The 24,692-nt window shown below is 38.8% G+C and carries 15 protein-coding genes and 1 tRNA gene; 3 read left to right on the top strand and 13 right to left on the bottom strand.

Annotated features, from left to right (window positions below):
• Positions 1-26: 26 nt before the first annotated feature.
• From FPL17_RS02115 to FPL17_RS02080, 8 genes are all read right to left on the bottom strand, one after another.
• Positions 27-2,711 (bottom strand): beta strand repeat-containing protein, encoded by a 2,685-nt coding sequence (locus FPL17_RS02115; RefSeq protein ID WP_151716196.1) that lies wholly within the window; start codon positions 2,709-2,711, stop codon positions 27-29.
• Between the two features lie 38 nt (positions 2,712-2,749).
• Positions 2,750-3,244, bottom strand: coding sequence for a hypothetical protein (locus FPL17_RS02110; protein WP_005187121.1), 495 nt, complete (start codon positions 3,242-3,244; stop codon positions 2,750-2,752).
• Positions 3,245-3,477: 233 nt separating this feature from the next.
• Positions 3,478-7,473, bottom strand: coding sequence for a prealbumin-like fold domain-containing protein (locus FPL17_RS02105; protein WP_159882863.1), 3,996 nt, complete (start codon positions 7,471-7,473; stop codon positions 3,478-3,480).
• On the bottom strand, positions 7,460-10,147 hold the full coding sequence (locus tag FPL17_RS02100) for a DUF11 domain-containing protein (protein ID WP_159882861.1): 2,688 nt from the start codon (positions 10,145-10,147) through the stop codon (positions 7,460-7,462). Before FPL17_RS02100 ends, FPL17_RS02105 begins: the two co-directional genes overlap by 14 nt.
• 19 nt (positions 10,148-10,166) lie before the next feature.
• Positions 10,167-12,827, bottom strand: a complete 2,661-nt coding sequence (locus FPL17_RS02095) for a DUF11 domain-containing protein (protein WP_159882859.1) — start codon at positions 12,825-12,827, stop codon at positions 10,167-10,169.
• A gap of 784 nt (positions 12,828-13,611) precedes the next feature.
• Positions 13,612-13,701: transfer RNA gene (locus tag FPL17_RS02090), tRNA-Ser, on the bottom strand.
• An 85-nt stretch (positions 13,702-13,786) separates the two neighbouring features.
• Entirely contained in the window at positions 13,787-15,817 is a 2,031-nt protein-coding gene (locus FPL17_RS02085) for an NADPH-dependent 2,4-dienoyl-CoA reductase (protein WP_159882857.1), read from the bottom strand.
• A 311-nt stretch (positions 15,818-16,128) separates the two neighbouring features.
• The gene (locus FPL17_RS02080; protein WP_151716201.1) at positions 16,129-17,046 is read right to left on the bottom strand and encodes a DMT family transporter; all 918 of its coding nucleotides are present in this window, start codon (positions 17,044-17,046) and stop codon (positions 16,129-16,131) included.
• A gap of 155 nt (positions 17,047-17,201) precedes the next feature.
• Here FPL17_RS02080 and FPL17_RS02075 point away from each other — a divergent pair, with 155 nt between their 5' ends.
• Entirely contained in the window at positions 17,202-18,053 is an 852-nt protein-coding gene (locus FPL17_RS02075) for a LysR family transcriptional regulator (RefSeq protein WP_159882855.1), read from the top strand.
• Between the two features lie 20 nt (positions 18,054-18,073).
• Here FPL17_RS02075 and FPL17_RS02070 read toward each other — a convergent pair whose 3' ends face one another.
• Positions 18,074-18,424, bottom strand: a complete 351-nt coding sequence (locus tag FPL17_RS02070; protein WP_005183172.1) for a hypothetical protein — start codon at positions 18,422-18,424, stop codon at positions 18,074-18,076.
• A gap of 215 nt (positions 18,425-18,639) precedes the next feature.
• Between FPL17_RS02070 and argG the strand changes: the two genes are divergently transcribed.
• Positions 18,640-19,983 carry an argininosuccinate synthase gene (gene argG, locus FPL17_RS02065; RefSeq protein WP_004662879.1) on the top strand — a complete coding sequence of 448 codons (1,344 nt, stop codon included), beginning with the start codon at positions 18,640-18,642 and terminating at the stop codon, positions 19,981-19,983.
• A 194-nt stretch (positions 19,984-20,177) separates the two neighbouring features.
• Entirely contained in the window at positions 20,178-20,861 is a 684-nt protein-coding gene (locus tag FPL17_RS02060; RefSeq protein WP_005183176.1) for a pirin family protein, read from the top strand.
• Positions 20,862-20,909: 48 nt separating this feature from the next.
• Here FPL17_RS02060 and FPL17_RS02055 read toward each other — a convergent pair whose 3' ends face one another.
• The 4 genes from FPL17_RS02055 to FPL17_RS02040 form a co-directional block, all read right to left on the bottom strand.
• Positions 20,910-21,143, bottom strand: a complete 234-nt coding sequence (locus FPL17_RS02055; RefSeq protein ID WP_159882853.1) for a hypothetical protein — start codon at positions 21,141-21,143, stop codon at positions 20,910-20,912.
• Positions 21,144-21,514: 371 nt separating this feature from the next.
• A complete protein-coding gene (locus FPL17_RS02050; protein ID WP_159882851.1) occupies positions 21,515-22,132 on the bottom strand; it encodes a thiol:disulfide interchange protein DsbA/DsbL in 618 nt (205 codons plus the stop codon).
• 341 nt (positions 22,133-22,473) lie between these two features.
• Positions 22,474-22,935 (bottom strand): hypothetical protein, encoded by a 462-nt coding sequence (locus FPL17_RS02045; protein ID WP_159882849.1) that lies wholly within the window; start codon positions 22,933-22,935, stop codon positions 22,474-22,476.
• Between the two features lie 653 nt (positions 22,936-23,588).
• The gene (locus FPL17_RS02040) at positions 23,589-24,692 is read right to left on the bottom strand and encodes an alkene reductase (RefSeq protein WP_159882847.1); all 1,104 of its coding nucleotides are present in this window, start codon (positions 24,690-24,692) and stop codon (positions 23,589-23,591) included.

Here is a 24,692-nt window from a genome sequence, read left to right as displayed (position 1 = left end):
TAATAATCTAAATTTTTGGATGAATATTAATTATTTACTTTGATTACGAACTCCAACACTGCACTTGTATTTGGCACAAGAGGTGTTTTCTCTGCTGCAATAGTTCCTGTTGAACCATCAGTTAACGCTGCAGTTGAAGTACTTAAAGTCGCATTTGTTGCTACTGGAGAAGCACTTGCAACGACTTTTAACGTTGTATAAGCAGGTGTAGCATCGCTGATCACAACATTTGTTACGTCTGCATTACCTTCGTTAGTCGCAGTGATCTTATACTTCACACACTCGCCTGGCTTCGCAGAAACGGTATTTTGAGTATATGAACCTGTAGCAGCGCCAGTTGAACAGTTTGCTAAAGATTGCTCTTTCACTAAACGTACTTGACCACTTGTAACAGTCGTTAAGTCTGTGTTCACTAGATCAGCAACCGACTGACCACCAACAACTGTTGGTTTAATCGTTAATACGACTGCACTTGGCGTTCCAGCTGTTGCATTTGTTGGAGCTTGAACTTTGATGAGTAAGTTTACAGATGCACCACGAGCGATAGTGCCTGATACTGCTGCTAGATCATTACCTGTAACCAATTCGTTCGCATCAGCTACACCGTCATTGTTCAAATCAACGAATAAGCTAGTCACCCAACCATTTGCAGCCTGATCATTGGTAAGTGTAAATGGCAAGCTACCTGCAGCACCCTCAACGATGTTACCGTTGTTGGTTAATGTATGCTTGTAAACAACCGTACCACCCGGTGCAACTTGACCAGTACGGTCATTTTGCAGACTAAGTTTGCGATTCGTTTCTACAGTTACACGATCAGACATTACGTCTGTTAAGCCAGTTGCAGGAGAAGTAACTTTGAAGATAACTTCTTGATCACCAGCTGGAGCATTTGCAGGAGGAGTTACAACTGCAACCAATTGAACACTGCCACCACTTGGGATGTTACCAGTGTTGGTAATTGGGGCACCTGTTGGATTACCAGCACCATCTGCTAAGTAATACTGAACCGTCCAACCTGCTGGTAATGCAGGTGAAGTAGATAAATTATAGTTATCTCCAGTTGCACCTTTATTATCAACAGTTAATGGGAAATTAGTCGCTTGACCTGGTTTAGTAGACTTAGTATCGATATATTGGCCAGTATCCTTACCAGATGCGCCTGCAACGGTACCAGTACTGTTAGTCGCATCACCATTATGTAAGTCAACTGTAGACGCAACGACTTTATCAATCACTAAAGTGATGGTATCGGTACCAGTAGAATTCGTAACAGGTGTTGATGTTAGGATCGTGCTAATTGGTGTCGTTGAAGAATAACCAGAAGGCAGAGTTACCTTAGCAACAACTTGGTAAGCAGCACCACTTGCAACTGGACCAGTATCCGCAATGCCATCACCATTGGTATCAGTTAATGGTGTTACACCATCAGCTTTGAATAATTCAACAATGCTACCAGCAGGTAAAGAGTTTTTATTCACTGTAATGTTAAATGCTTCTGTTACATTACCTGTGTTATGTACGACGATTGGCTCACCGCCACCCGCTGTAATACCAAAAGTAACTGGCGTACCTTGTGTTGTTGACTTGGTAATCACGTCATCAGCTGGGGCTGTAGAAGCTTGTCCATCAGCAAAGGCATCGGTCGTACTATCGTTAATCGTACCTTTTTTAACGCCTAATACTGTTACATCATTCGGGTTAGATGGTGTTTTACCTTCAGTACCTGGACCATCTGGATCTACTTCAGCGATGTTTGTAATTGTGCCAGCTGGTGTATTTTGATTTACGCGAACTTTAAATTTCAACACACCACTACTGTTTGCAACAACAGTAGGAATAACTAATGTAGTGGTTCCTGAAGCGAAGCTATAGCCGTCAGAATCAGCGGTACCATCATTAACCGCAGTACCATTTACTGTCGCAGAACCAGCAACATACGTTAAGCCAGCTGGAAGTACGTCTGTAATGGTAACGTTGGTTGCCGTTGTATTACCTGTGTTTTGGTAAACTAAGCTATATTCAACTTCACGTGCCGTTGGGTTTGATAAAGTTGCATCTACATTGCTAACACTTGCAGATTTTACTAAGCTAATTACAGCACCATTGGTAATTTTAACAGTATCAACGTTTTTGGCAGTTACGCTTGTATCGAAACCACTAATTGCTGAAACAGTTAACTTACCAAGATCACCAGCAGTCACGTTGTTACTGGCTGTTGTCGCTTGTACGATTAAATTAACAGATTCACCAGCCGCCAAAGTAATGCTAGTAACAGGAGTTTGGCTGTCTGGAATACCATCTTTATTTGCGTCAAGATAGACTTTCAAACCACTGAAATCAAAATTATCTGTCGTGTTGTCACGCGTGTCATTGTTCGCGACAGCCACGTTAAAAGTATCACTACCATTACCGGTGTTGGTTAATGTATGAGATAAAGATACCTGACCATTCGCGTTAGCTGTTTTGGTTTGATCTGAGATCAAAGTAAAACTAGCCACTTGCAGTACAGTCGTAGTAACTACGTTTGATGTAACAGTTTTATTAGAACCATTGCTATCAGTATAGCTTGCAGATGCAATGTTACTAATGTTAGTGCCTGCGCTAGGAGCGGCAGCGTGTGCAGTTGGAAGAAAAGCTGCACCACCCGCAACTAATGCAACTGAAGCTGCCAATTGCGTTAGTTTTAAACGTTGAGTTTGATTTGACATTTGGAACTTACCCCTGTTGATATTCAATGTCAGTTTGTTTAATTTTTGGTTTTGTCACTGTTAATACGCGTTTGGGCTGAAACCGTTACAGATTTCCCAGCAGGAAGTTCTGCAATCGTCCAACGTAATGCACGATAATCTTTCAGTGGAACGTTCACCATTTGATTACCCTCTTTGCGTTTTAAAGGCATCGGGGCAAAATTTGTACCGTCTGTACTTGCTTGCGCATTTTCTGGCTCAGACTTAGCCAAAAATAGCGTTTCTACTGGTATTGGCAGCGTAGCAGCCAAGTTTTTAATTTTTCCCGATGTATTATTTGTATACGTTGCACGATACTCGATCACATCGTTTGGCTTTACCTTATTCACCAACTTCGCATTTGGCTTACCTTCAGAATTAAGACTGATAAGGTAAGTTTTCAGCTCCACTGAAACAGGATCTTTAGCTGCTTTTGTTTCAGCAAAAACATTCACAGCTAAAAATAAAGTTGCCGTCCCTAGTAAGTATTTTTTCCATTTACTTTTTAAGTGCATCTCTTTGGCTCCCAAACTAATTTCCAGAGTTCTTTGAACTTTGCTTAGGGCGCTTTTCAAAGAAACTAACAACGGTTACAAAAATACATCATTTACGTGTATTTTTGTTGAAAAAAATCACATTTTTGTAAAAAAAACTTCTACCAGTTCAAGCATTAGCAACTTTTGTACCAACTTTTTAATCAAAGTATGCTGGACCAGTATTTTTTTCGACATATGTGCTTAACTACTGATTACTGCGACACACAAAACCTTAAAGTCCCTGAAGCAGAGGGATTTAAAAGCCCTGTGAGATTCCACTCAAGATAATCGCCAGAACGGCTTGAATTACAAGTATTTCCACTCGGTGTAATGACACAGTTGACACTGCCAAAATTAGTACCAGTTGGTAAACTATCCTTGATTTTGACATTCTGTAATTTCTTCACACTATTGTTCTTATATGTGATTTCATACTCTAAATTATCTTGTTTATTTGCCTGATTATTTGTAACAAACACATTTTGGTCCGCTGAAGTGGATGGACAGCTGGCTACAGCACGGACTTTTTTTGTCAACGTCAAACCGGCACTGCCAATAAGTGTCACATCCTGACGTTTACCTGTTTGCCCCGAAATGGTCTGCGCCGGATTGGTTAGGCTAAATTGATAACCCGCTTGGAGTGTTCCGATATGTTGTGCTCCAGCAACAACATTGCTCGGCACATGCACGCGTTGCACTAAACAAATATCAGCACTTGGCTGTAATAAAATAGAATTTGATACAGTTGGATTAAATAAAACCTCTCCCATATCAACCTGACCATTACAATTTAGGTCACGATAAATTAATGCTTGCCATGGCTGATCAGCAATAGAGTTTGGCTGCTGTGTTTGTGTTTGCAATAGCTGAGTCAGTTGTACTGGAATTTGCGTGGTTAAACGGTGAGGATAATCTGTCACATCGCCAGCAATCGCTGTATGTTGCCCATCCTCATTCAATACAACATTTACAATCACGTCTCCAAAGTTATTTGCCGAATAACTTGTGGCACTGGTCTTTGTTAACGTAATCGTATCTGTTGAGCGCGTGTATCCATTACTGCCACTCACAGAAATATATTCAGGTAAATTCTGCTGAACGATACAGAAAGATGAAGGCAGCTGACTTTGCTCTATTGAAAAAGCATAATCCCCATTAGCATTTGTTACAGTTGAAGCCAATTGTGTGGTACCACAGTTGTTCAGACGAATCGTGCTATTCGCAATTCCAACCTCTCCAGCATCTTGAACTGCGTTATATGCTTTACTTGCATCAAGCGTTGTCCCACTATTATCAACAAATACTCGTCCGGTAATATCCACATAAATAAGCTTGGTATTTGTAAACGTACAGGTAATGTTGGCCCCTTCTTTAATTCGCGCAGCTGGGATCGTCACAATATTATTTACAAGTGTCCAAAAAGTTCCGGTATTACCTGTTGCAGCACTATTCGCATCTGTACAGCTTACACCTGATAAAACATACCCAGCCAAAGCACTTTCAGTGATCGACACATCCGCATTTAGGGTTTGGGCCCATAACTGTTGTGCTGAAATTGCTGTTGTTCCTGCTGTAACAGTGGTTACAGCATCTGTTGTGACTGCTGTTGTACTGTTTGCAAGGTTGGAAAGATTAATATAGTTAAATGTACCTGTGCCATTCACAGAATTTTTAGCAATCTTAATTCTTGCGCCATCAATAATATTAATACTGACGGGAATACCAGTGCTGGTTGCAGTATCATAGTTTGCCGTCGTACAACTGCCACTCAGTGATAATCCAATCGCCCCATATCCACCTGCAGCTCGCTCACTCGCTCCAGAATAAGTGTTGCGGTTGGTGATACGGTAAGTTATTCGGTGATAACCTGGTGTTAAGGCTGAAGACGTAGATGCTGAAACACCTCCACTCAAATAGCTATTTGAGCTATTAACAACAACACCATCCACCATAATATAGCCACTATCATCAATACCAATACTGGTATTACCCATACACATCGTTATCGCTTGTGAGTTGGCAATGTAGACCCCTGTTGTGAATTCCCACGCTCGACGGTTATCACCGATATCTGGCGTATCAATTAAATTGAGCTGTACAGTTGAATTTGCATCTGAGCTCATATTGGTAATAATTCGTTGAATCATTGCAGAAGCATTTGTACTTGATGCTCCATACGTTGAATCACTCGTGCCATTATTACCAGAAATTAAATATCCACCTGTTGGGCTGGCTTGATTAGCAGGCCATGCACTCACAATTGATGAACTCTCATCAGCGTAAGCACCAACCTTAGCAGTCCCCCCCGTACCCTCATAACCGACCCAGAATGCACCATTTCTACGATATTCATTTTGTTGATTCGTCCCCCAAACTTTATAAAGGGTCTCACCAACACCACTACCTGGGTTGAACTCATCACTGGAAACCTTAACTGTCGCTTGCTGTGCTGTCCCTAATGAAGAAGCTGTTGTTGTGCTATAGCTGACTGATAATTGTTTTGTCGCTCCATTTGCCACACTTCCCAACGGACATGTCCAGTTACTACCACTTTGAGTACAAGCTGCTCCCCCAACAACACTAACACCTGTGACTGTTACACCAGTTTGTAGCGCAGCAACATAAGTAGCGATTGCATTGGTTGCATTGTTAGGTCCTTCATTTTTAATATCAATAAGCTGAGAACCAACTCGCCCACGAACAATAGTAGGTAAATTAGGTGTGACGCTGAAGCGCGCTTCCAAAATAGCTGTATCTGCCGTTACTGGCGTTGGATCTACGATAATCGCGTTTACAGAGCTGCTATCATTTGTAGTAGCTGAATCGGTTGAAGTTGCTTCAATCGTTGCTGTATTGGTAATTGTTCCTGCCACTTTGGCAGTTGCTTGAATCACGATGGTACATGTGGCCGAACTTGCACCACTAAATGTCCCCGTTAAGGTATAACCATTCGTATCATTACCAGACAATGTTGGTGAACATGTCGTACCAGTACCTGTCGTTGTTGCGGTTCCAACAAGACTGACTGCCTTTAAATTAGAAGGAATTACATCAGAGAAAGGAGCTAAATAGGCTGAGCCACCAACTGTTGCACTTGTTGGTTTAGTATTACTAATCAACAGCTGATATTGCATAATCGAGTTTATAGGAACATTATTTAATTGAGTTTGTACAAAAGTTCCAGAAGTCCCGACACGTTGACTTTTCACAATAGAAATATCACTATCGGCATCCATACTCGAAACACCGAAGAAAAAGGCATCTGCCCCTGTTGTTGACCATGTTGAACCACGACCATCACCGCGAACATATACATCAAAAGTTAATGAGGTAATTCCCTTACCTTTAATATACACACTTCCGCTCGCACCACCATTCCCACTGGCTGCTTTGATTGTCGTTGCATTATTTGTAATATTATTCCCACTAACCGTAAGCTCTTTACTCCCTGCAATACGGCTCATCACTACAGGTACGCTACTACTTGTTAATGTAAATTCAGCGCCAAAACCCAGTCCAGTAGATGTTTCAGCACCTAAAGCACTTGCTTGTAATATTGGGTTAGTAACAGGACGATTAAAACTAATAACAATCGTCCCCATTTTTACTCTAGAGTTGGTTGAAATCCCCGAACTATTTAATCCACGTGTGGTAATTTCCATAGCCACACCATTATTCGAGGTCACACTGATCCCACCATTTGTGCTCAAACAATCTGCACCATTAGTACAACCAGTTGGTGCATTTTGAAGAGAGGCAGCAAACATATTATCAGCAGGATTACCATACCCATTCAGTGGTTGAAGGATATTTACAGGAGCAACTACATTACTACTATTTGTATCACCGCCCATGAAAAAATCAGGTTTATTAAATTGATTACTATTAGAAGTATATGGAGTCGCGTTGTAGACAGAGTTAGTAATGGTATAGCTTACTGTTGTTGTAGGCGCATATGTCTCACCCGTGTTATCTGATGGGTTATTTCTGTTGAGTAAGAATGTGTGCGTACCTGAAGAAGTCGTTGGCCCCTGTCCAGACCCCGAGCCTGAAAAAATCTCAATTGTTGGAGGCGCAGCTAAGACAACTTGACTGCATAACAAACAACTTATAAGAAGTAATATCCATGTTTTCATCTGAGTAACTGTCTGATTTACCAAACGACCTTTAGAAATATTTTTTTTCATTTTTTGCTTACTGGCCAACATAGCGCACCCCAAAATTAAATTCGTAACTTTGATTTGCAGCCACACTATTTAATGTCCCTGAAACCGCTCCAGCATTCCCAACTGTTGGTGCTGTCATACCACTACATGCTGTACAAATTGGTGATTGAGATAAAACTGTATAGGCGGGTGTCATATCTCTAAAAGTAAATGCACTACTCAAACTTGTTGCACTGGTATTTGTTAAAATCACCTTGTACAACACACACTGGCCTTGACCATTTGCTTGCTTGCCAATATTCAAACTATTTGCTGTAAAAGATTCATCAGCCGTACCATTACAATCAAAGTCACGTGCTTGTAATTTAGTTAGCTTGAGTTGCGTTTGACGTACAGTTGTTACATCAGTAATAGATGCCAATACCTGACCATTGGTGTTATTGGTTAAATTAATCGTGCTGTTATTCGCTTGGGCAAGATTATTCGCCACCAGATTTTTAACTTGAAGCAATAACTTCACTTGAGTATGCGCCGCCAATTTACCTCCAGGTAAGTCAGCTAAGCTTCTTATTGCCAAATCCCCAGCATCAAAAATGCCATTTGCATTCACGTCATAAAATAGAGTGCTATTAAATTCGACCTGATCATTATTCGTAAGAAAACTATAGTTTCCTGTATAGTCCACATCCGTATTATTGGTTAATAGATGACTATAAATAACGGTACCAAGCGGTGAAACCTGTCCGCGTGAATTTGGCGTAAACTCTACTTGAGCGACTGAATTAACACTCTGAATCGTAATCGCATTTTTAATAATATCTTGGCTTGGATTACTACTATTGTTCCCACTGACATAACTTGTAGACAGCACGCGAAAATAGATCGGTGTAGTCAGGCTACTATTCAACTGGTCCACGTCAACAACAGCACAAATCAACTGACTTTCAGCATTATTGAGATATATTGTTTTACCTGTCTCACTACCTAAAACAGTACAATTTGAACCATTTGCAGAAATATAAAAACGAACGCGATTTACACCATTAGGCAGAGCTAAGCTCGTAAAATCACTGCTTGCATTTGCACTAAGCAAATATTCAGTTCCAATGCCTGTATGACTGACTTTTAATGGAAATATAGCTTGCCCACCCGCGACAGGATTGATACTCGTTGATACAGTAACGGTTTTCCATGGATTACCAGCGTTATCAACATTTCCATTACCTAATCCATTGTTTTCTGGACTATTGGTTAAATCAACTAAACGCGCTACGGTTGTGGCAAGTAAATTACCTTGATCTTTAATCAAACTTGTTTTGGTCAGATCACCTAAAGACTGGGCCTGAGGTGAAACTTCAAATGTAGTATCAGCGGTTACAGCATAACTACTCGGTAAACGCACTTTAACAACAATCGGTAAATTAGCGCCTACCGATAATAATCCCGTATCAGGAATACCATCGCCATTACTATCCAATAATGGCGTTACCCCATCCGCACGATAAAATTCAATTTGACTGCCCGCAGGGAAAGTACTTGCTGTCAAGATTAAATTAAATCGATCAGTACTATTACCTGTATTCCAAACATAGTTATTAAAAGTAAGTTGTCCGCCCTGTGCTACAGAAGTCGCAACAACCGTTGCACTATTATTTACATCACTCACACTGCCATTAATTTTGACAGCATAAATTGGAGCGACATTCAGTACAGCAATATTACTTAGATCAGAAATGGTTGCTGTTGCAGCATTATTGTCATGATCATATTGAAAATTGACAGTATTGTTGATTGCACCTGCTGTTGTTTTATTTACTTTAATTTTGAACTCGATATAACCCGTCGCATTTGCCGCAATTGAACTAATCACAGCAGTTACAGTATTTGAAGTAACACTGTAATTTATCCCTGCTGGATCATTGCTGCCTGTGTTCGGATTAACCGTTGTACCATTCCAGTTTTCACCACTGTTAGGTTGATATACCAAACTAGAGTCAAGTGCATCTGTTAATGTTACAGAACCTGTAGCTGTGCTACCTAAATTCTGATAATCCAAACGAACGGTAACGACATCACCATTTGCTACAGTAGTTTGAGAAAACTTTTTACGTACAACTAAAGCAGACTGATTAGTAACGGTTGCCGTATCTGTATTAGTTTTATTCCCAGTCGCATTATTTAAAGAATTTACAGTGAATGTTAATAACCCATTTTGATTAACCGTTGCCCCACTCGGCACATTCGCCGCCACAATAAGGCCAACAGACTCACCTGCACCTAAAGAATAAGAACTAATCGCTGCACCATCAGGTACCCCATCATTATCTTTATCTAAAAATACGGAGAGATTACTAAAGTCATAGTTATCCCCCGTATTATTTGTCACTGCAAAGTTGTATTGATCGACCTCATTACCCGTATTAGTCAAAACATGGTTAAAATATACTGTTTGGCCAGCGACGACATTTTTGCTGTTGTTTGCGGTTAAATTAACAGAATAAACAGGGAGAATAGTCGTTTGGACTAAATTAGAACGGCTCACCTGAACCACAGTAGAACCTTCTTCGGTATATTCACCGATGGCCATATTACTGATGATTTGACGCGTCGGAACTGCAGCAAAACTTGACTGATGTATCCCCAATAAAGTAACGAGCACAATCACCAAAGCGATTATGTTATTGCGGATATTTTTTAATGCATTGATTATATTCATCTTATAGTATCCGCTTAACTTAAGGTGCAACCCGAATAGAAAAATACAATGCAGCCTGCTCCTGTGGTGCAAGTGCTCCAATATTTCCTGATATTTGATCCCCACTCACCGTTACAGAACCTTTACTAATTGAAGGAGGCAAGGTAGTTCGTAAAATACTATAAGCGGGTACAACGTCATTAATCACAACATTCGCTGCTGGTGTTGAACCATCATTTTTAATGGTCAATCGATAAGTTACACATTGATTTGGCTTAATCGTCAATGGGTTACTGGCATACGTCGCGGTAGTGACATTAATGAGTACACAAGCTTCATCTTTAGCCTGTTCTTTCGTTAAACGGAGCTGCGTAGGATCAACTGTTGTTAAATCAGTATTCTGAATTGATGCTAGGTTTAAACCTTGAATTATATTTGTTGCCGATACCACAATATTCACAGCACTGGAAACACCATTTGTCGCTGTGAGTGGTGCTTGAGTTTTTAAAAGCAATTGAACAGAACTTTGTGGATTCAAACCACCTGTAATAGATAAATCTGTAGCAATAGGATCTGTAGGGTCTAATACGCCATTATTATTTGCATCGTAATACAGGGTATAGATGAACCCATCATTGATATTTTGTGGAACTACACTAAGACTTACTTTTCCAGCTGTATCCCCTTCAACAAATGTACCCGTGTTTTTCAATGTATGTAGGTAAACAACCGTACCACCAACATTAACTCGACCTTGTTGGTCATTCGCCAAAGTTAATTTACGTACGGCCACATCAACCTGATCTTTAATGCTGTCACCCTGTGCATTCATAGGGGATTTCATCGCAAACCAAATTGGCAAGCTTGTCAAAGTCGTATTCGCAGGAACCGTTACAACAGCACAATATTGTTTAATCGCACCAGCAGCTAAATTTCCAGTACTTGTAATTTCACCCTGTAAAGTTTGACAAGTTGCATCACCATTATAAAACTTTACTCCCCAATCTGATGGTAAAGTCGTATTGATACTATTGATGTCAATCGTTGTACTTGAAGCGTACAGATTATAATTATTTGAGACAGTGCTATTATTTCGAATAACAAGTGAGAAAACAGCGTTTGCCCCCTTAACAGCATTTTTTACCAGTAATGCCTGTCCACCAGAAGCGGTGACATTTCCAACACCCACACCAGAATTATTACTGTTATATAAATCACTTTCTCCAACAGCCACCGTATTAATCAATCTATCACGTGTACTATTTTTGACACTTGTATCTGTCGCGGAGATCGCCGTAATATCGAAATCCATTGTACTTGTTGAAGTACAATTAGATGGGAAATAAACCCCTAATTTAATTCTTTTTGAGGTGCCATAAGCCAATCCACCAGTGTCGATTATGCCATCACCATTTGTATCTGTGAGCAAAGTACGGCCATCTGCATGATATAAACGAACAACAGCACAACTGGGTACATTACTTTTAACGAGACTTAAATTATAAGTATCCGTCGCCTGTCCTGTATTCCAAACATAGTTATCAAATTGGATTTCTTTTGCTACGCCTCCAAAAGTATTATTTTGGACTTGCAAATTATTTAAGCCACCATTTGGCTCACCATCATCACTTGCGCCACTAGGACTATAGTTAAGTACAACACCTAAGCTTTGTTGAACATTAAAAATTACTGTATTCGTTAAAGTATTTTTCAAAATAGCATTTGATGTATTGTATTGCTGATAATCTGCGGTGTTAGGAATTTTTTCAGCAGCATTCGGATTAACTGTTACTTTAAAACTGACTGAACCCTTGCTCAGCGCAGCCACACTTGCAAGTTCTACATCAACTTGCCCATTATTCACTTTATATTTTATAGGTACATTTGCACCTGTCTCTGCATCATCCGCATCTGTCAAAGATCCAGAACCGTTCCCCCAACTACCACTACCAGATTTATAAGTAACATCTGTGGCCAAGATATCTCGCAACACCAATCTTGCTGCTGCAGTCCCTGTGTTGGCATAGCTCAAAGTGTAGGTAATTTCTGTACCAGTTTTTCCAGTACTGATATTTTGCGATTTCGTGACTTGAATGACAGCATCATCAACCACTTTCGCGGTGTCATTTACCGTCATCACGATTGTATTATCGTGTTGACTTGTTGCCGTTAAAGTAAAGTTAGCAACGTTATTTGCACTCACATTGGTTGGAATACTTCCAACAACAATCAAGGAAGCAAACTCTCCAGCTTCTAAACGAAAACTCGTACTTGAATTAAGTAAATTATTATTGTCATCAGGCTCCCCGTTTTGGTCCCGATCGATGTAAACAGCAATATTTTCTAAATTAAATTGATCATTGGTTAACTGAATAAGGCTTAATTTATAATCATCTACGATGTTCCCCGTGTTTGTTAAAACATGTGGAAAATTAACTTTACTGCCAATAGTGCCAATATTCTGTTGATTACTTTGTAAAGTTAAAGAATAGATCGGTTGAACAGTTAAAATAACTGCATTTGAATTAATAACTTGGAGATTACCTTGCTCATCATAGAAGTCACCACTTGCAATGTTAGTGATTCTACTTCCTGCTTTAGGTTGAGCAAATACAATAGAGCTATGAAATGCTATCAATAAGCCAAATAAAGCGATAAATGAAGTTTTTGAGACAGCACTTTTCTTGAATCGGCTTATCATGTTCCAGAACCCACAAAAATGTAAAGATAGATTTCTTATTGGCAAATTGTACGGATTTATTGACAATTTTCACAAAAGAATACTACAAAAATACAAAGTTGAACACATAAATTAACAAAAGCGTGATTTTTTCACAAAATATACCGCTTGGTAAAAAAAGTTATCGACCACTGCTATTTTTCAAGAAAAGTTTATCGATTAGGGCTATAGACTTACCCGCCCCTTTTATTGTTTTTATTCAAAAATCTGTTGATCTTAAATTTTAAGAAGCTGTCATAGATAAAATTGCATTACTGCCTATTTTAATAACAGTTTAAACTTTTTTAGATTTCATAATCTCTATGTATAAACCCTTCGTTAAAGGTATTTTGACTATATAACTCTTAGATGAAGCAACCGTACAACACAAATTTATCGTACCGCTAAGTGACATTCTTGTAATAACGCTTTGATCAATTGTAAAAATAACGTATCCAATTTTACTTGAAGGTGGCATAACTCTGTTGTGTGAGTTAAAAAAGCTTTTAAACAATTAAAAATGAATTTTATCTTGTTGTTATTATTAAATAATTACCATCTAGTCGCTTTAATAACTTAAATGAGTTAGACCATGTCTATGTCATTTATCAACTTGGTGATAGTGTGGTGATGCTAATGAAGCATTATGTGGAGTAAATCAACTCAGAGAACAATAAAGCAGAGATCACTAAAATTTCGAATATTGCCAAATTTTTTCCAAAGAAAAAGGGAATCAAACTATATGTTTGATTCCCTTCTAAATATTTGGCGGAAGCGGTGAGATTCGAACTCACGGAGGACTCACACCCTCGTCGGTTTTCAAGACCGGTGCATTAAACCGCTCTGCCACGCTTCCATGTGCGTAAGAATACAAAGCTTGCCCTCGTTATACAAGAGAAATTTAACTGCAATGTATTCAAATGCATATTGTTTCATCAATTTTAGAGTTTAGCGGCTAATTCAGCACCATCTCGGATCGCGCGCTTGGCATCTAGCTCAGCTGCAAGCTTTGCCCCACCAATAATATGGTAGTTTGCCGAAGTATTTTCACCTTCTTTTGGCATCAAATCTTTAACAGATTCTTGTCCTGCACAGACCACAATGGTATCCACGCGCAACAATTGATCATGACCATTATGCTCTACCCATAAACCTTCATCGGTCACCGCTTTATATTGCACACCACGTAACATACGCACTGCATGCTTTTTCAACTGTGCACGATGCACCCAACCAGAGGTTTTACCCAAACCGATACCCAATGGTGTTGTTTTACGCTGTAATAAATAAATTTGGCGAACAGGTATTTCCACTTCTGGGCGTTGAGTTCCCCCTTCAGAAATATAATTCGGATTTGGATCAACCCCCCATTCACGTTGCCAGTCTGCCAATGGTTGTGGCTGTGGTTGATGTGGCGGTTTTAATAAAAACTCAGAGACATCAAAACCAATACCACCAGCACCAATCACCGCAACTTTATGCCCAACTTCGGCACCACGTAATACTTCAGCATATGACAACACTTGTGGTGCTGTGCTGCCTTGAATTTTTAGTGCGCGCGGTACAACACCAGTTGCCACGATAACTTCATCAAAACCTTCACGCTCTAACTGTTCGCGACTAGCACGTGTATTTAAACGGACATCCACACCCGTTTGTTTGAGTTGTACTTTAAAATAACGAATCGTTTCATGAAATTCTTCTTTACCAGGCACCACTTTCGCCAAGTTAAACTGACCACCAACATCGTTATTTGCTTCAAACAAAGTTACCGCATGGCCTCGACTAGCAGCAACCGTGGCAGCAGACATACCAGCGACACCACCACCGACAACAGCAATACGCTTTGGCTTTTTAGTTTTAATATAAACCAATTCTGTTTCATGACACGCTTGCGGATTGACTAAACAGCTTACACGCTCATTTTTAAATGCATGATCTAAACACGCTTGGTTACACGCAATACAGGTATTAATTTCATCAACACGATTGGTTGCAGTTTTATTTACCCAATATGCATCGGCCAAGAATGGACGAGCCATTTGCACCATATCAGCCTTGCCAGAAGCAATAATATCTTCAGCGACATCAGGCATATTAATACGGTTTGATGCAATCACTGGAACAGAAACGTGCTGTTTCACCGCAGCGGTATAATCGACAAACGCAGCTCGAGGAACGGAAGTAACAATGGTTGGAACACGTGCTTCATGCCAGCCAATCCCTGTGTTTAACAGCGTAATTCCTGCTTTTTCTAATGCTTTGGCAACCACGATCACTTCTTGCATGGTATTGCCATCATGTACTAAATCAAGCAAAGACAAACGGAATGCAATAATGAATTTTTCACCCACTTTAGCACGGATTGCTTTGACGATCTCCACAGGGAAACGCATACGATTGTCGATATCACCGCCCCAACGGTCAGTACGCTTATTCACATGGCTGCTGAGGAACTGGTTAATTAAATAACCTTCTGAACCCATAATTTCTACGCCATCATAGCCTGCTTTTTTCGCTAAGCTCGCACAACGTGCATAATCTTCAATCGTTGCTAATATCTGAGAATCAGACATTTGGCGAGGTTTAAATGGATTGATCGGTGCTTGAATCGGTGATGATGAAACTGAAAATGGATGATAACCATAACGGCCAGAATGCAAGATTTGCATCAAAATTTTTGCGCCATGCTTATGCACTGCATGGGTAACTAAACGATGATGAGGAATATCCGCCAAGCTATTCATCGTTCCGCCTGCAGGCAGCAACCAGCCCTGACGGTTTGGAGAAATTCCGCCAGTAATGATCAAGCCAACACCACCCTTTGCCCGCTCACCAAAATAAGCTGCAAGTTTAGGATAATTAAAAAAACGATCCTCTAAACCTGAGTGCATTGAGCCCATTACGACACGGTTTTTAATGGTGGTAAAACCCAAATGTAATGGTTTTAAGATATTTGCATAGCTAGTCATGGTATTCCTTCTATAATTTTGGCTTTGCAACTTGTTGCATAGTACTTTAATACTTTTTTATTTATTTGGGATGACTATTTATAAAATTTTCGGTGTTGAAAGAGTCAATTCGACCCTATTCTGTCAATCTTTATGACCTAAATAAATCACAATGCAAATAACCCAGCTGATAGCCGCCCCCAACATTCATCTAAAAAATAAAAAAATCAGCCATATAGAACATGGCTGATTTTGTTTGAGTAAATATTCAATGCTTGTGATTTATTACAATTTATTTTTAGATCTTATAACAAACGCTGTATATCCATCCTTTAACGTTGTTGATTACCTGAATAAGCTAAGCGATTTTTCTGCACTTTCATTTTCAAAGAACTCATCACTATGCCTAAGCAGATAAATGCTGCACCAATTAGGATATTGAGCGTCAAAGCTTCATGCCAAATTAACGAACCAAAAAACAGACTGAGTATTGGAATACACATAATTGAAATTGAAGCCACAAAGGTATCCACCTGACTGACGATCCAGTTCCAAAGTACAAAGGCAAATCCCGTTCCAACCACTGCAATATAAAACAATGCAGACTCACTTAAAGGATTTAACCAAACTTGTGCATCGACAGGTTCGAACAATAAGGCCATAAAAAACATTAAACTTCCACCGAGTAACAGTTGCCAAATGGTCAGTTTGATTTTGTCATAAGCCGCAAAATTCTTTTTGATATAGACTGTCGATAGTGCCCAGAAGAAGCCTGAACCAATCAATAAGACTTGTCCAAGCAATGACATATTCATATGCACATGATGTAATTGAGGCCATAAAATTGCGATGAGTCCTAAAGTTCCTAAAACGAGACCCAAGATTTTCTGCGTATTCAACCTTTCATTTAAGAAGTAATGCGCTAACACAGCAATAAAAATCGGCATAGTAAACACCAGCACAGCTGATAAACCTGAACCCACAAATTGCATGGCAAAGGTTTGTGTTGCATAAAAACCAAAACAGATCAATAAGCTTAAAATGATCAAAGGTTTCCACTCATGGTGTTGGGGAAGAATAGATTTTTTTAAAATCCGTTGTATCAGCATTAATGTCAATGCCGCTAAAATCAACCGTGTAGAGATAAATAGAAATGGTGGAAACACTTGTAGGCTATGTTTGACCAAGCCCCATAAAGATCCCCACACCAAGCATAGCAACGCGATTGCACTCACGACTCTAATATTCACGTGTTGTACTCAACCGATAAAAAGTAAGCTTAGTGTATAAAATAAATAACATCATGAATAATGCTATGTTTTAATAGATACATCATTTTTTTGATACCTGATTCGATTCATCTTTTTTGATAGCACCTTTCGAATTGAAATATTGAGGACTTACCGTGAATATTGATATTAGCGATATCCGATCATTTGTCACTGTGGCTGAGCTGAAAAGCATTACTGCTGCGGCAAATAAGCTCAATTATTTACAGTCCAATATGACTGCGAAAATTAAAAAGATTGAAAATCACTATAAACGCCAACTGTTTATTCGTAAGCCTAAAGGTGTCGAACTGACTGAATCGGGTATGAATTTATATGCCCAATATAAAAAGATGATTTTCACTTGGGAAGAAACTGAAAATAAAATCTATCAGCAAGAAAGCGTTTTACGCTTTGGCACCAATACCAGTCTAGGCGGGATGCGTTTCTACCCCTCTTTTAGTCAGCTCTATGAAGCCTACCCTGGCCTTTCCATCACCATGAAAACAGGTCCAACAGGTTACATTGAAGATGAGGTTTTAGCGGGCAATTTGGATATCGCTTATGCCCTAGGGCATCCTAAACATAAAAATCTGCAATATATTCAAAAAGCGGATGATCAACTGGTGATTATTGGTAAAAACATGATCAACCATGACAGTCTGGAAGAATGTCTGAATCATCAAAATATCTTGCTGGCTTCTGAACAATGCTGCTATGCCACCACCTTAGACAGTATTTACGCGGACTATAATCTCAAAAAGGGTGAACTCACCCATATTTACGATCATGAGGCCTTAATTCACTTTACCCAGTTAGGCATGGGTATCTCGATGATTGCCAAATCCTTGATTGAAAAATATAACATTCAGTACTATCGCGAAACACCTGAACAGTATCGGGATATTGGTCTTTATCTGATTGCACGTCACGATCATGTATTTACCCCGATCGAGAAGCAATTCATTGGCTTAAATGATTCACTCTGAGCTAATTTTAAATGAAAGGTTTAACTTTTTTGAAGTTCAATTGGTAATTTAAAAGTTGGACCTTTTTCCCATTTAAATAAAGAGAAAAACAGTATCATTACTGCAATAACAGTTCCAATTGGAAAATTATTGAGCATAAATACAGTCATAAAGATTGATCCAAATCGGCTGCTTGTACTCCCTGTTTTCACACTTCTGGCACAGACAAAATGAGCAAAAATTAAGGCAGATACCCCCAGAAAATACCCAATAGAATATTGAGGAATATCCACATAGAATCGATAAACAGCTTTATAGATAAAAAGCGTAATTACCACAATTGCTGCCATTTTATGCAACCTAGAAAGAATTTGATTTCGCTGATTGAGCATTTTTATCTACCTTTTTATCATCTTATTCAGATAACTTCACTTATCGTAAAACTTTATATTTTTCCGATGTTAATCTATTTTTCAAATGAAAAAAAAAGAATTCCTTTCCGAACAGAAAAAAAATCGATTTGAAAAGTGATATAGTACGGGACGTATAAATTCTCTTTGGTCACCGAAATATTAGGGTGCCTATTTCGAAATAGTTAGGACTAGCAATGACTGATAATGCAACGATCTTGCAGCATGTACCAGTAGGTAAAAAAGTTGGGATTGCCTTCTCTGGTGGTTTAGACACTTCAGCAGCTTTATTATGGATGAAACAGAAAGGCGCAGAGCCTTATGCATATACTGCAAATCTGGGTCAACCTGATGAAGATGACTATGATGCTATTCCAAAGAAAGCTGAACAGTACGGCGCAGTCAAAGCTCGACTAATCGATTGTCGTTTACAACTTGCGCTTGAAGGTATTGCCGCGATTCAGTGTGGTGCATTCCATATCAGCACGGGTGGTGTTCCTTATTTCAATACCACACCTTTAGGTCGTGCAGTAACAGGTACCATGCTTGTTACCGCAATGAAAGAAGATGACGTCAACATTTGGGGTGATGGTTCAACTTATAAAGGCAACGATATTGAACGTTTCTATCGTTACGGTTTATTGACCAACCCTGCCCTAAAAATCTATAAGCCTTGGCTAGACCAAACCTTTATCGATGAGTTAGGCGGCCGTGCCGAAATGTCGCAATTCTTAATCGATAATGGTTTTGACTATAAAATGTCAAAAGAAAAGGCGTATTCTACTGACTCAAATATGTTGGGCGCGACACACGAAGCCAAAGATTTAGAATACTTGAATGCTGGTATTAAAATCGTAGACCCAATCATGGGCGTTGCATTCTGGAAAGATGATGTTGAAATCCAACCAGAAGAAGTAAGCATTACCTTTGAACAAGGTATGCCAGTTGCATTGAATGGTCAACGTATCGAAGATCCAGTTGAATTCATTCTTGAAGCGAACCGTATCGGTGGTCGTCATGGTCTAGGGATGTCTGACCAAATTGAAAATCGTATTATCGAAGCGAAATCTCGCGGTATCTATGAAGCACCAGGTATGGCTCTGTTACATATCGCTTATGAGCGTTTGGTGACTGGTATTCATAACGAAGATACGATTGAACAATACCGTATTAATGGTTTACGTTTAGGTCGCCTACTTTACCAAGGTCGTTGGTTCGATTCACAAGCATTAATGCTTCGTGAAACAGCACAACGTTGGGTTGCTAAAGCCATTACAGGTACAGTGACTTTAGAATTACGTCGTGGTAATGACTACACCATCATGAACACTGAATCTCCAAACCTCACTTATGAAGCTGAGCGTTTGACCATGGAGAAAGGTGATTCAATGTTTACGCCAATGGATCGTATCGGTCAGTTAACTATGCGTAACCTTGACATTACCGATACCCGTGCAAAATTGGGTATCTATACCGAAACAGGTTTACTCGCAGTTGGTCAAGGTTCTGCAATTCCACAGTTGGAAAACAAATCAAAATAACAGATTGGTAAATTAATTTACCTACTTGAAAAGGCTGAATATTTTTATTCAGCCTTTTTTATTTTATCCAAGAAAATACACAATATTGAATCATTTCATTTATAGAACAATATGTCGCAATTAAAGACTATTTATCATCATTATGAATCGATAATATAAGCATCAAGCAAAACATAATAATTGGGAGATGAAAGATGAATGCTTATCTACATCGTAGTGAAAACCGTGGTCATGTCAAAGCAGGCTGGTTAGATACCTATCATAGCTTTTCATTTGGTAGTTGGTACAACCCGAAATATATGGGGGTTAGTGCCCTTCGCGTGATCAATGATGATACGGTTGCCGCCCATAATGGCTTTGGTACCCATCCCCATGACAATATGGAAATTCTAACCTGTGTACTTGATGGCACCATTTCTCATAAAGACAGTATGGGCAATGAAGGTCAAATCAATGCAGGTGAATGGCAATTGATGAGTGCTGGAACTGGGGTCACCCACAGTGAAATGAACAAGCATGATAAAGCGGTGCATCTGTTACAGATTTGGATTCAACCGAATGTACAAGATGCTGAACCAACTTATCAGCAAATTCATCTAAACCCGAAAGATCATCCAAACCAATGGCACTTGATTGCTGGTGATGAATCTGCGCCAATGTCGATCCGTCAAAATGCTGAAGTGAAAACTGCAGTAATTGAGAAGGATCAACACTTAGAAATTACAGCACAGAAAAAAGTAAACTATGTGCATGTGATTTCAGGCGAAGTGATGATTGCCGATCATTTGGTTAAAGCAGGTGATGCTTTACTGTTTGATGAGACTGCAACGATTACTGCATTACAAGACAGTCAAATGATTTGGTTTGACCTACCTTAAACTCGGTTTAACGTGTACCTCTTACCCTCAAGGGGTACACGTTTTTTTTTAATCATTATTGCTACTACTGCCACAACCGCTTGAGTCTGAACTCAAGTCTGCATTAGAACCACAATCATCTATACGTTGATCATTATTGTCTTGAAATGAATCACAGTTCGAAGTTGTGGAAGAATAAGGATAACTATAATCAGATGTATCCTGTGTAGAATCTGTTTTCTTTGCGAAGAAGGCGAATAAGACTAAGCCAATCACGACGACCAAAATAATAAACATCAGCATCACAATCCCCTATTGCTCCTCCAATCTTTATTTCACTATAGCCTAAATTTCATTCAAAAATAATCGGCATTAAAAAAGCCCGATTAACGGGCTTTTCTACAACCTTGAACATTTTTAAAAACGATCTAAACCGTTTCGTTCGTTGTTAGCTGTGTGTTCAGGTTGTCATATCTTTGTTCATTTAGGCAAGATTTCTCTTAAATCCCAAATAGTATATGACTTCCTTATTGATTAAATTAGCACCAATATTTCACTGGGTCAAGCACCCTTTTGACACTAAAAAAAGCTAGAAAATAATTGATAACCATATCCAATAGAACACTTTAATCACTGAGTACAATAAGAGTTACTCTCTTTAGAGAACTTATAAACTATTTCTTTTTCCGCTCTTTATCAACAAGATATTCAACCACTTGAATCACTTTTTCATCGCCACCCTGAACAATATATTTACCATTTACCACGACAGCAGGTACGCCTGTAAGTTGGTATTTTCGAGCCAATTGATTGGATTCAGCAATTTTTGCCGTAATTGCAAAAGAATCAAACATCGAATTAAATTGTTTCTCAGGTACTCCATATCGAGTAAAAAATTTAGCAAAAGCATCCTTTTGCAAGATCTTTTGATTGCCTGAAAAATTGGCATGGAATAATGGCAAATGGGTACGTTTACGTATACCTAACGCCTCACTCACATAATATGCCCGTGCACCTTGCTCCCACATTGGAGTCATTGCCGCTGGTGTACGCAGAAAATAAATATCATTTGGAATTTTCTTTAACCACGTTTGCATATGTGGTTCTAATTTAAAACAATAAGTGCAACCATACCAAAAGAACTCACGCACCTCGATTTTATCTGGAACAGACGTTTTTTCTGGATTTTGTACAACTGTATAATCTTTACCTGCAACAAAATCTGCTGCCATTGTCTGGGTAGAAAGTACTGCAACAATTGCAGTAAGGCCCGTTAAAATAAATTTTTTCATTAATTCCGCTATCCTCAAAGCCATTTTATAGCGCTTGGGCATTCATAAAAAAGTCATAATTCCAATACTTTATCGTACAAATCTGTTGATATCCTTATAACAGGCGAGTTAGGAGACGATGTAAATATTTTACTCGAGGAACATGTTAGAGTTGCGTGACTTGTAAATTTTTCATTAAATTCAACAATTAAGAAACAGAAAAACAACAGTATAGTAAATCGTTTGTTTATGCTCTTATGTTAGGAAGTATTTTATTGTGGTATAAAAATCCCCAATGAAAAAATTGGGGATTTTTAAGTTTGAAGGAAAAATCTTGATGTAACTAACTTTTATAAAATAATCTACCTACATGTTTGATTGTTCAAAACAACATTACCTAATGTTGCTCCAACTTTATTTTTATATAACACGTCAACTTTATGATCATTTACACCCATATATTTAGAATTGAAAAGCTCTTTACACCATACCTGAACAGCTTCCCTTGTACTCATAAAATCAACTAAATCTTTCTCTTCAGCTTCAGATACATCTACAGTAGGGCTAAACGTTACTGAGGAATAGTGTGGTGTCGTCGAAGCTGATGTAATTTTTACTAGTTCATTTGATTTATAAGCCCACGAACTTGATACTTTCTCATTTGCATTTTTAAAAAAATCCGTAGCTCGCTCAAGATCTATAAATTTAAAATCTGGTCCAATAATCCCTAATTTTGTCAACTCATCATCAGTATTAAAATCTGAATTAGCTGTTACATTTAAACTAAAGGCCAATAGCATTGAAGCAATTAAAATTCTTGTCATAATACAACCCCTATAAACTAGAGATAATTTATCAAAAGGCTAAATTTAAGTCATTAAAAAAAATCATTCTCAGTGAATTTTATTTATATCAAACCATCTGTGTAATCATTCTCCAGTAATTTTAAAATAAATATGCCTTCTAGTTTCTTCTTTTTTTTATCAAACTTAGAACACGATTGAACATCACAAGTAACCTCATGCTCTATTTAAAAACACTTTATCTAAAGCTCAATAAATAATGGCAATTAAAATAAATCCTAAGTATTTGAATATGTAATTATTATTTTTCTCTATCACCAGTGATACAAAAATATTTTACTAACCTTGCATTTGTAGTATGTCAGTACCTCGTCATTCTTATAAGGGGGATCTATTGCTCAAGCAATTCGCTACTTCTCACCTATTCTCCACACTTTAGGTTATATAGTTTAAGAAGCCATTGAAATCTAGAACTTATGGAGTAAAGCTTTCTAAGCAGTAACCTTTCAGGAATAAAGAAAGGTTACCGCTTCTTACGCTTACACTATCATCATAAAGACTCTTCTTAATCTAATAAAAATCATACTTATAGATATGTTGATACTATGACTAGATCATAGTAAATATAGAGAATTCATTAAACATTGGATAATCACTATGTGCCTATAGTGGAATTAAACATTCATAGCTGGAAAATCCAAATAGCCCTCAAGCCCTCCACCAAAAAGCCGTTCAGCATCTAACTTAGCAAGTGGCCAGCCATTTTTTAAACGCATTGGCAGATCTGGATTAGCAATAAATGGACGTCCAAAACCAATCAAGTCGGCCCATCCATTTGCTAAAGCCGTTTCAGCCCGTTCTAATGTGTATTTACCTGCATAAATCAAGGTTCCTTTATAAATTAGTCTTAATGCTTCTTTGAAAGTAATCGGCATTTCAGGTGCATCCTCCCAATCAGCCTCAGCAATGTGAATATAAACGATACCTAATTCATCCAATATTTTCGCTGCACCCAGATAAGTTGCCTGAGGAGTATCATCAATCGCACCTTGAAGTGTGGTCAATGGGGCTAATCGTACACCAACCCTATTCTTACCCACCACATCAACCACTGCTTCAGTCACTTCTCTCAAGAAACGCAATCGATTTGATAATGAGCCACCATATTCATCAGTCCGTACATTAGCCTGAGAATCAATAAACTGATTAATAAGATAACCATTTGCAGCATGTAACTCTACACCATCAAAACCTGCCTCTAATGCATGACGTGCGGCAACTGCAAAATCACGAACAATTTGACTAATCTCACTTTTGGATAAAGCTCGTGGCATTGAATGTTGCACCATTTCCCCTATACCAGCTAAAGCGCCCTTACCCTCAGGATCAATAAATACCTTAACGCCTTCAGCCCTTAGTGCTGAGGATGATACAGGTGCCATACCATTAGGTTGCAAGGAAACATGAGAGATCCTACCTACATGCCATAGCTGAGCAAAAATACGCCCCCCTGCTTGATGCACTGATGATGTCACTTTACGCCAACCAGCGACTTGTACTGATGAATGAATGCCTGGTGTCCATGCATAACCTTGACCCTGCTGGCTAATCTGTGTCCCCTCACTCATTATTAAGCCTGCTGATGCACGTTGAGCATAATATTCTGCCATTAATGCCGTTGGAACATTACCAGCTTCGGCACGTGAACGTGTCATGGGCGGCATCACAATACGGTTTGGTAAAGTTAAATCCCCTAGATTATAAGATGTAAACAACAT

It is taken from the genome of Acinetobacter dispersus (assembly GCF_009884975.1).
GTDB classification, from domain to species: Bacteria; Pseudomonadota; Gammaproteobacteria; order Pseudomonadales; family Moraxellaceae; genus Acinetobacter; species Acinetobacter dispersus.
The sequence above is the reverse complement of the archived record's forward strand: the minus strand, read 5'-3'. Positions and strand labels throughout refer to the sequence as shown.

What these genes read in the sequence shown, in the direction of transcription:
- FPL17_RS02115 (WP_151716196.1), bottom strand. Translation starts at nt 2,711, where the DNA reads ATGTCAAATCAAACTCAACGTTTAAAACTAACGCAATTGGCAGCTTCA.
- FPL17_RS02110 (WP_005187121.1), bottom strand. Translation starts at nt 3,244, where the DNA reads ATGCACTTAAAAAGTAAATGGAAAAAATACTTACTAGGGACGGCAACT.
- FPL17_RS02105 (WP_159882863.1), bottom strand. Translation starts at nt 7,473, where the DNA reads ATGTTGGCCAGTAAGCAAAAAATGAAAAAAAATATTTCTAAAGGTCGT.
- FPL17_RS02100 (WP_159882861.1), bottom strand. Translation starts at nt 10,147, where the DNA reads ATGAATATAATCAATGCATTAAAAAATATCCGCAATAACATAATCGCT.
- FPL17_RS02095 (WP_159882859.1), bottom strand. Translation starts at nt 12,827, where the DNA reads ATGATAAGCCGATTCAAGAAAAGTGCTGTCTCAAAAACTTCATTTATC.
- FPL17_RS02085 (WP_159882857.1), bottom strand. Translation starts at nt 15,817, where the DNA reads ATGACTAGCTATGCAAATATCTTAAAACCATTACATTTGGGTTTTACC.
- FPL17_RS02070 (WP_005183172.1), bottom strand. Translation starts at nt 18,424, where the DNA reads ATGCTCAATCAGCGAAATCAAATTCTTTCTAGGTTGCATAAAATGGCA.
- argG (WP_004662879.1), top strand. Translation starts at nt 18,640, where the DNA reads ATGACTGATAATGCAACGATCTTGCAGCATGTACCAGTAGGTAAAAAA.
- FPL17_RS02060 (WP_005183176.1), top strand. Translation starts at nt 20,178, where the DNA reads ATGAATGCTTATCTACATCGTAGTGAAAACCGTGGTCATGTCAAAGCA.
- FPL17_RS02055 (WP_159882853.1), bottom strand. Translation starts at nt 21,143, where the DNA reads ATGCTGATGTTTATTATTTTGGTCGTCGTGATTGGCTTAGTCTTATTC.
- FPL17_RS02050 (WP_159882851.1), bottom strand. Translation starts at nt 22,132, where the DNA reads ATGAAAAAATTTATTTTAACGGGCCTTACTGCAATTGTTGCAGTACTT.
- FPL17_RS02045 (WP_159882849.1), bottom strand. Translation starts at nt 22,935, where the DNA reads ATGACAAGAATTTTAATTGCTTCAATGCTATTGGCCTTTAGTTTAAAT.
- FPL17_RS02040 (WP_159882847.1), bottom strand. Translation starts at nt 24,692, where the DNA reads ATGTTGTTTACATCTTATAATCTAGGGGATTTAACTTTACCAAACCGT.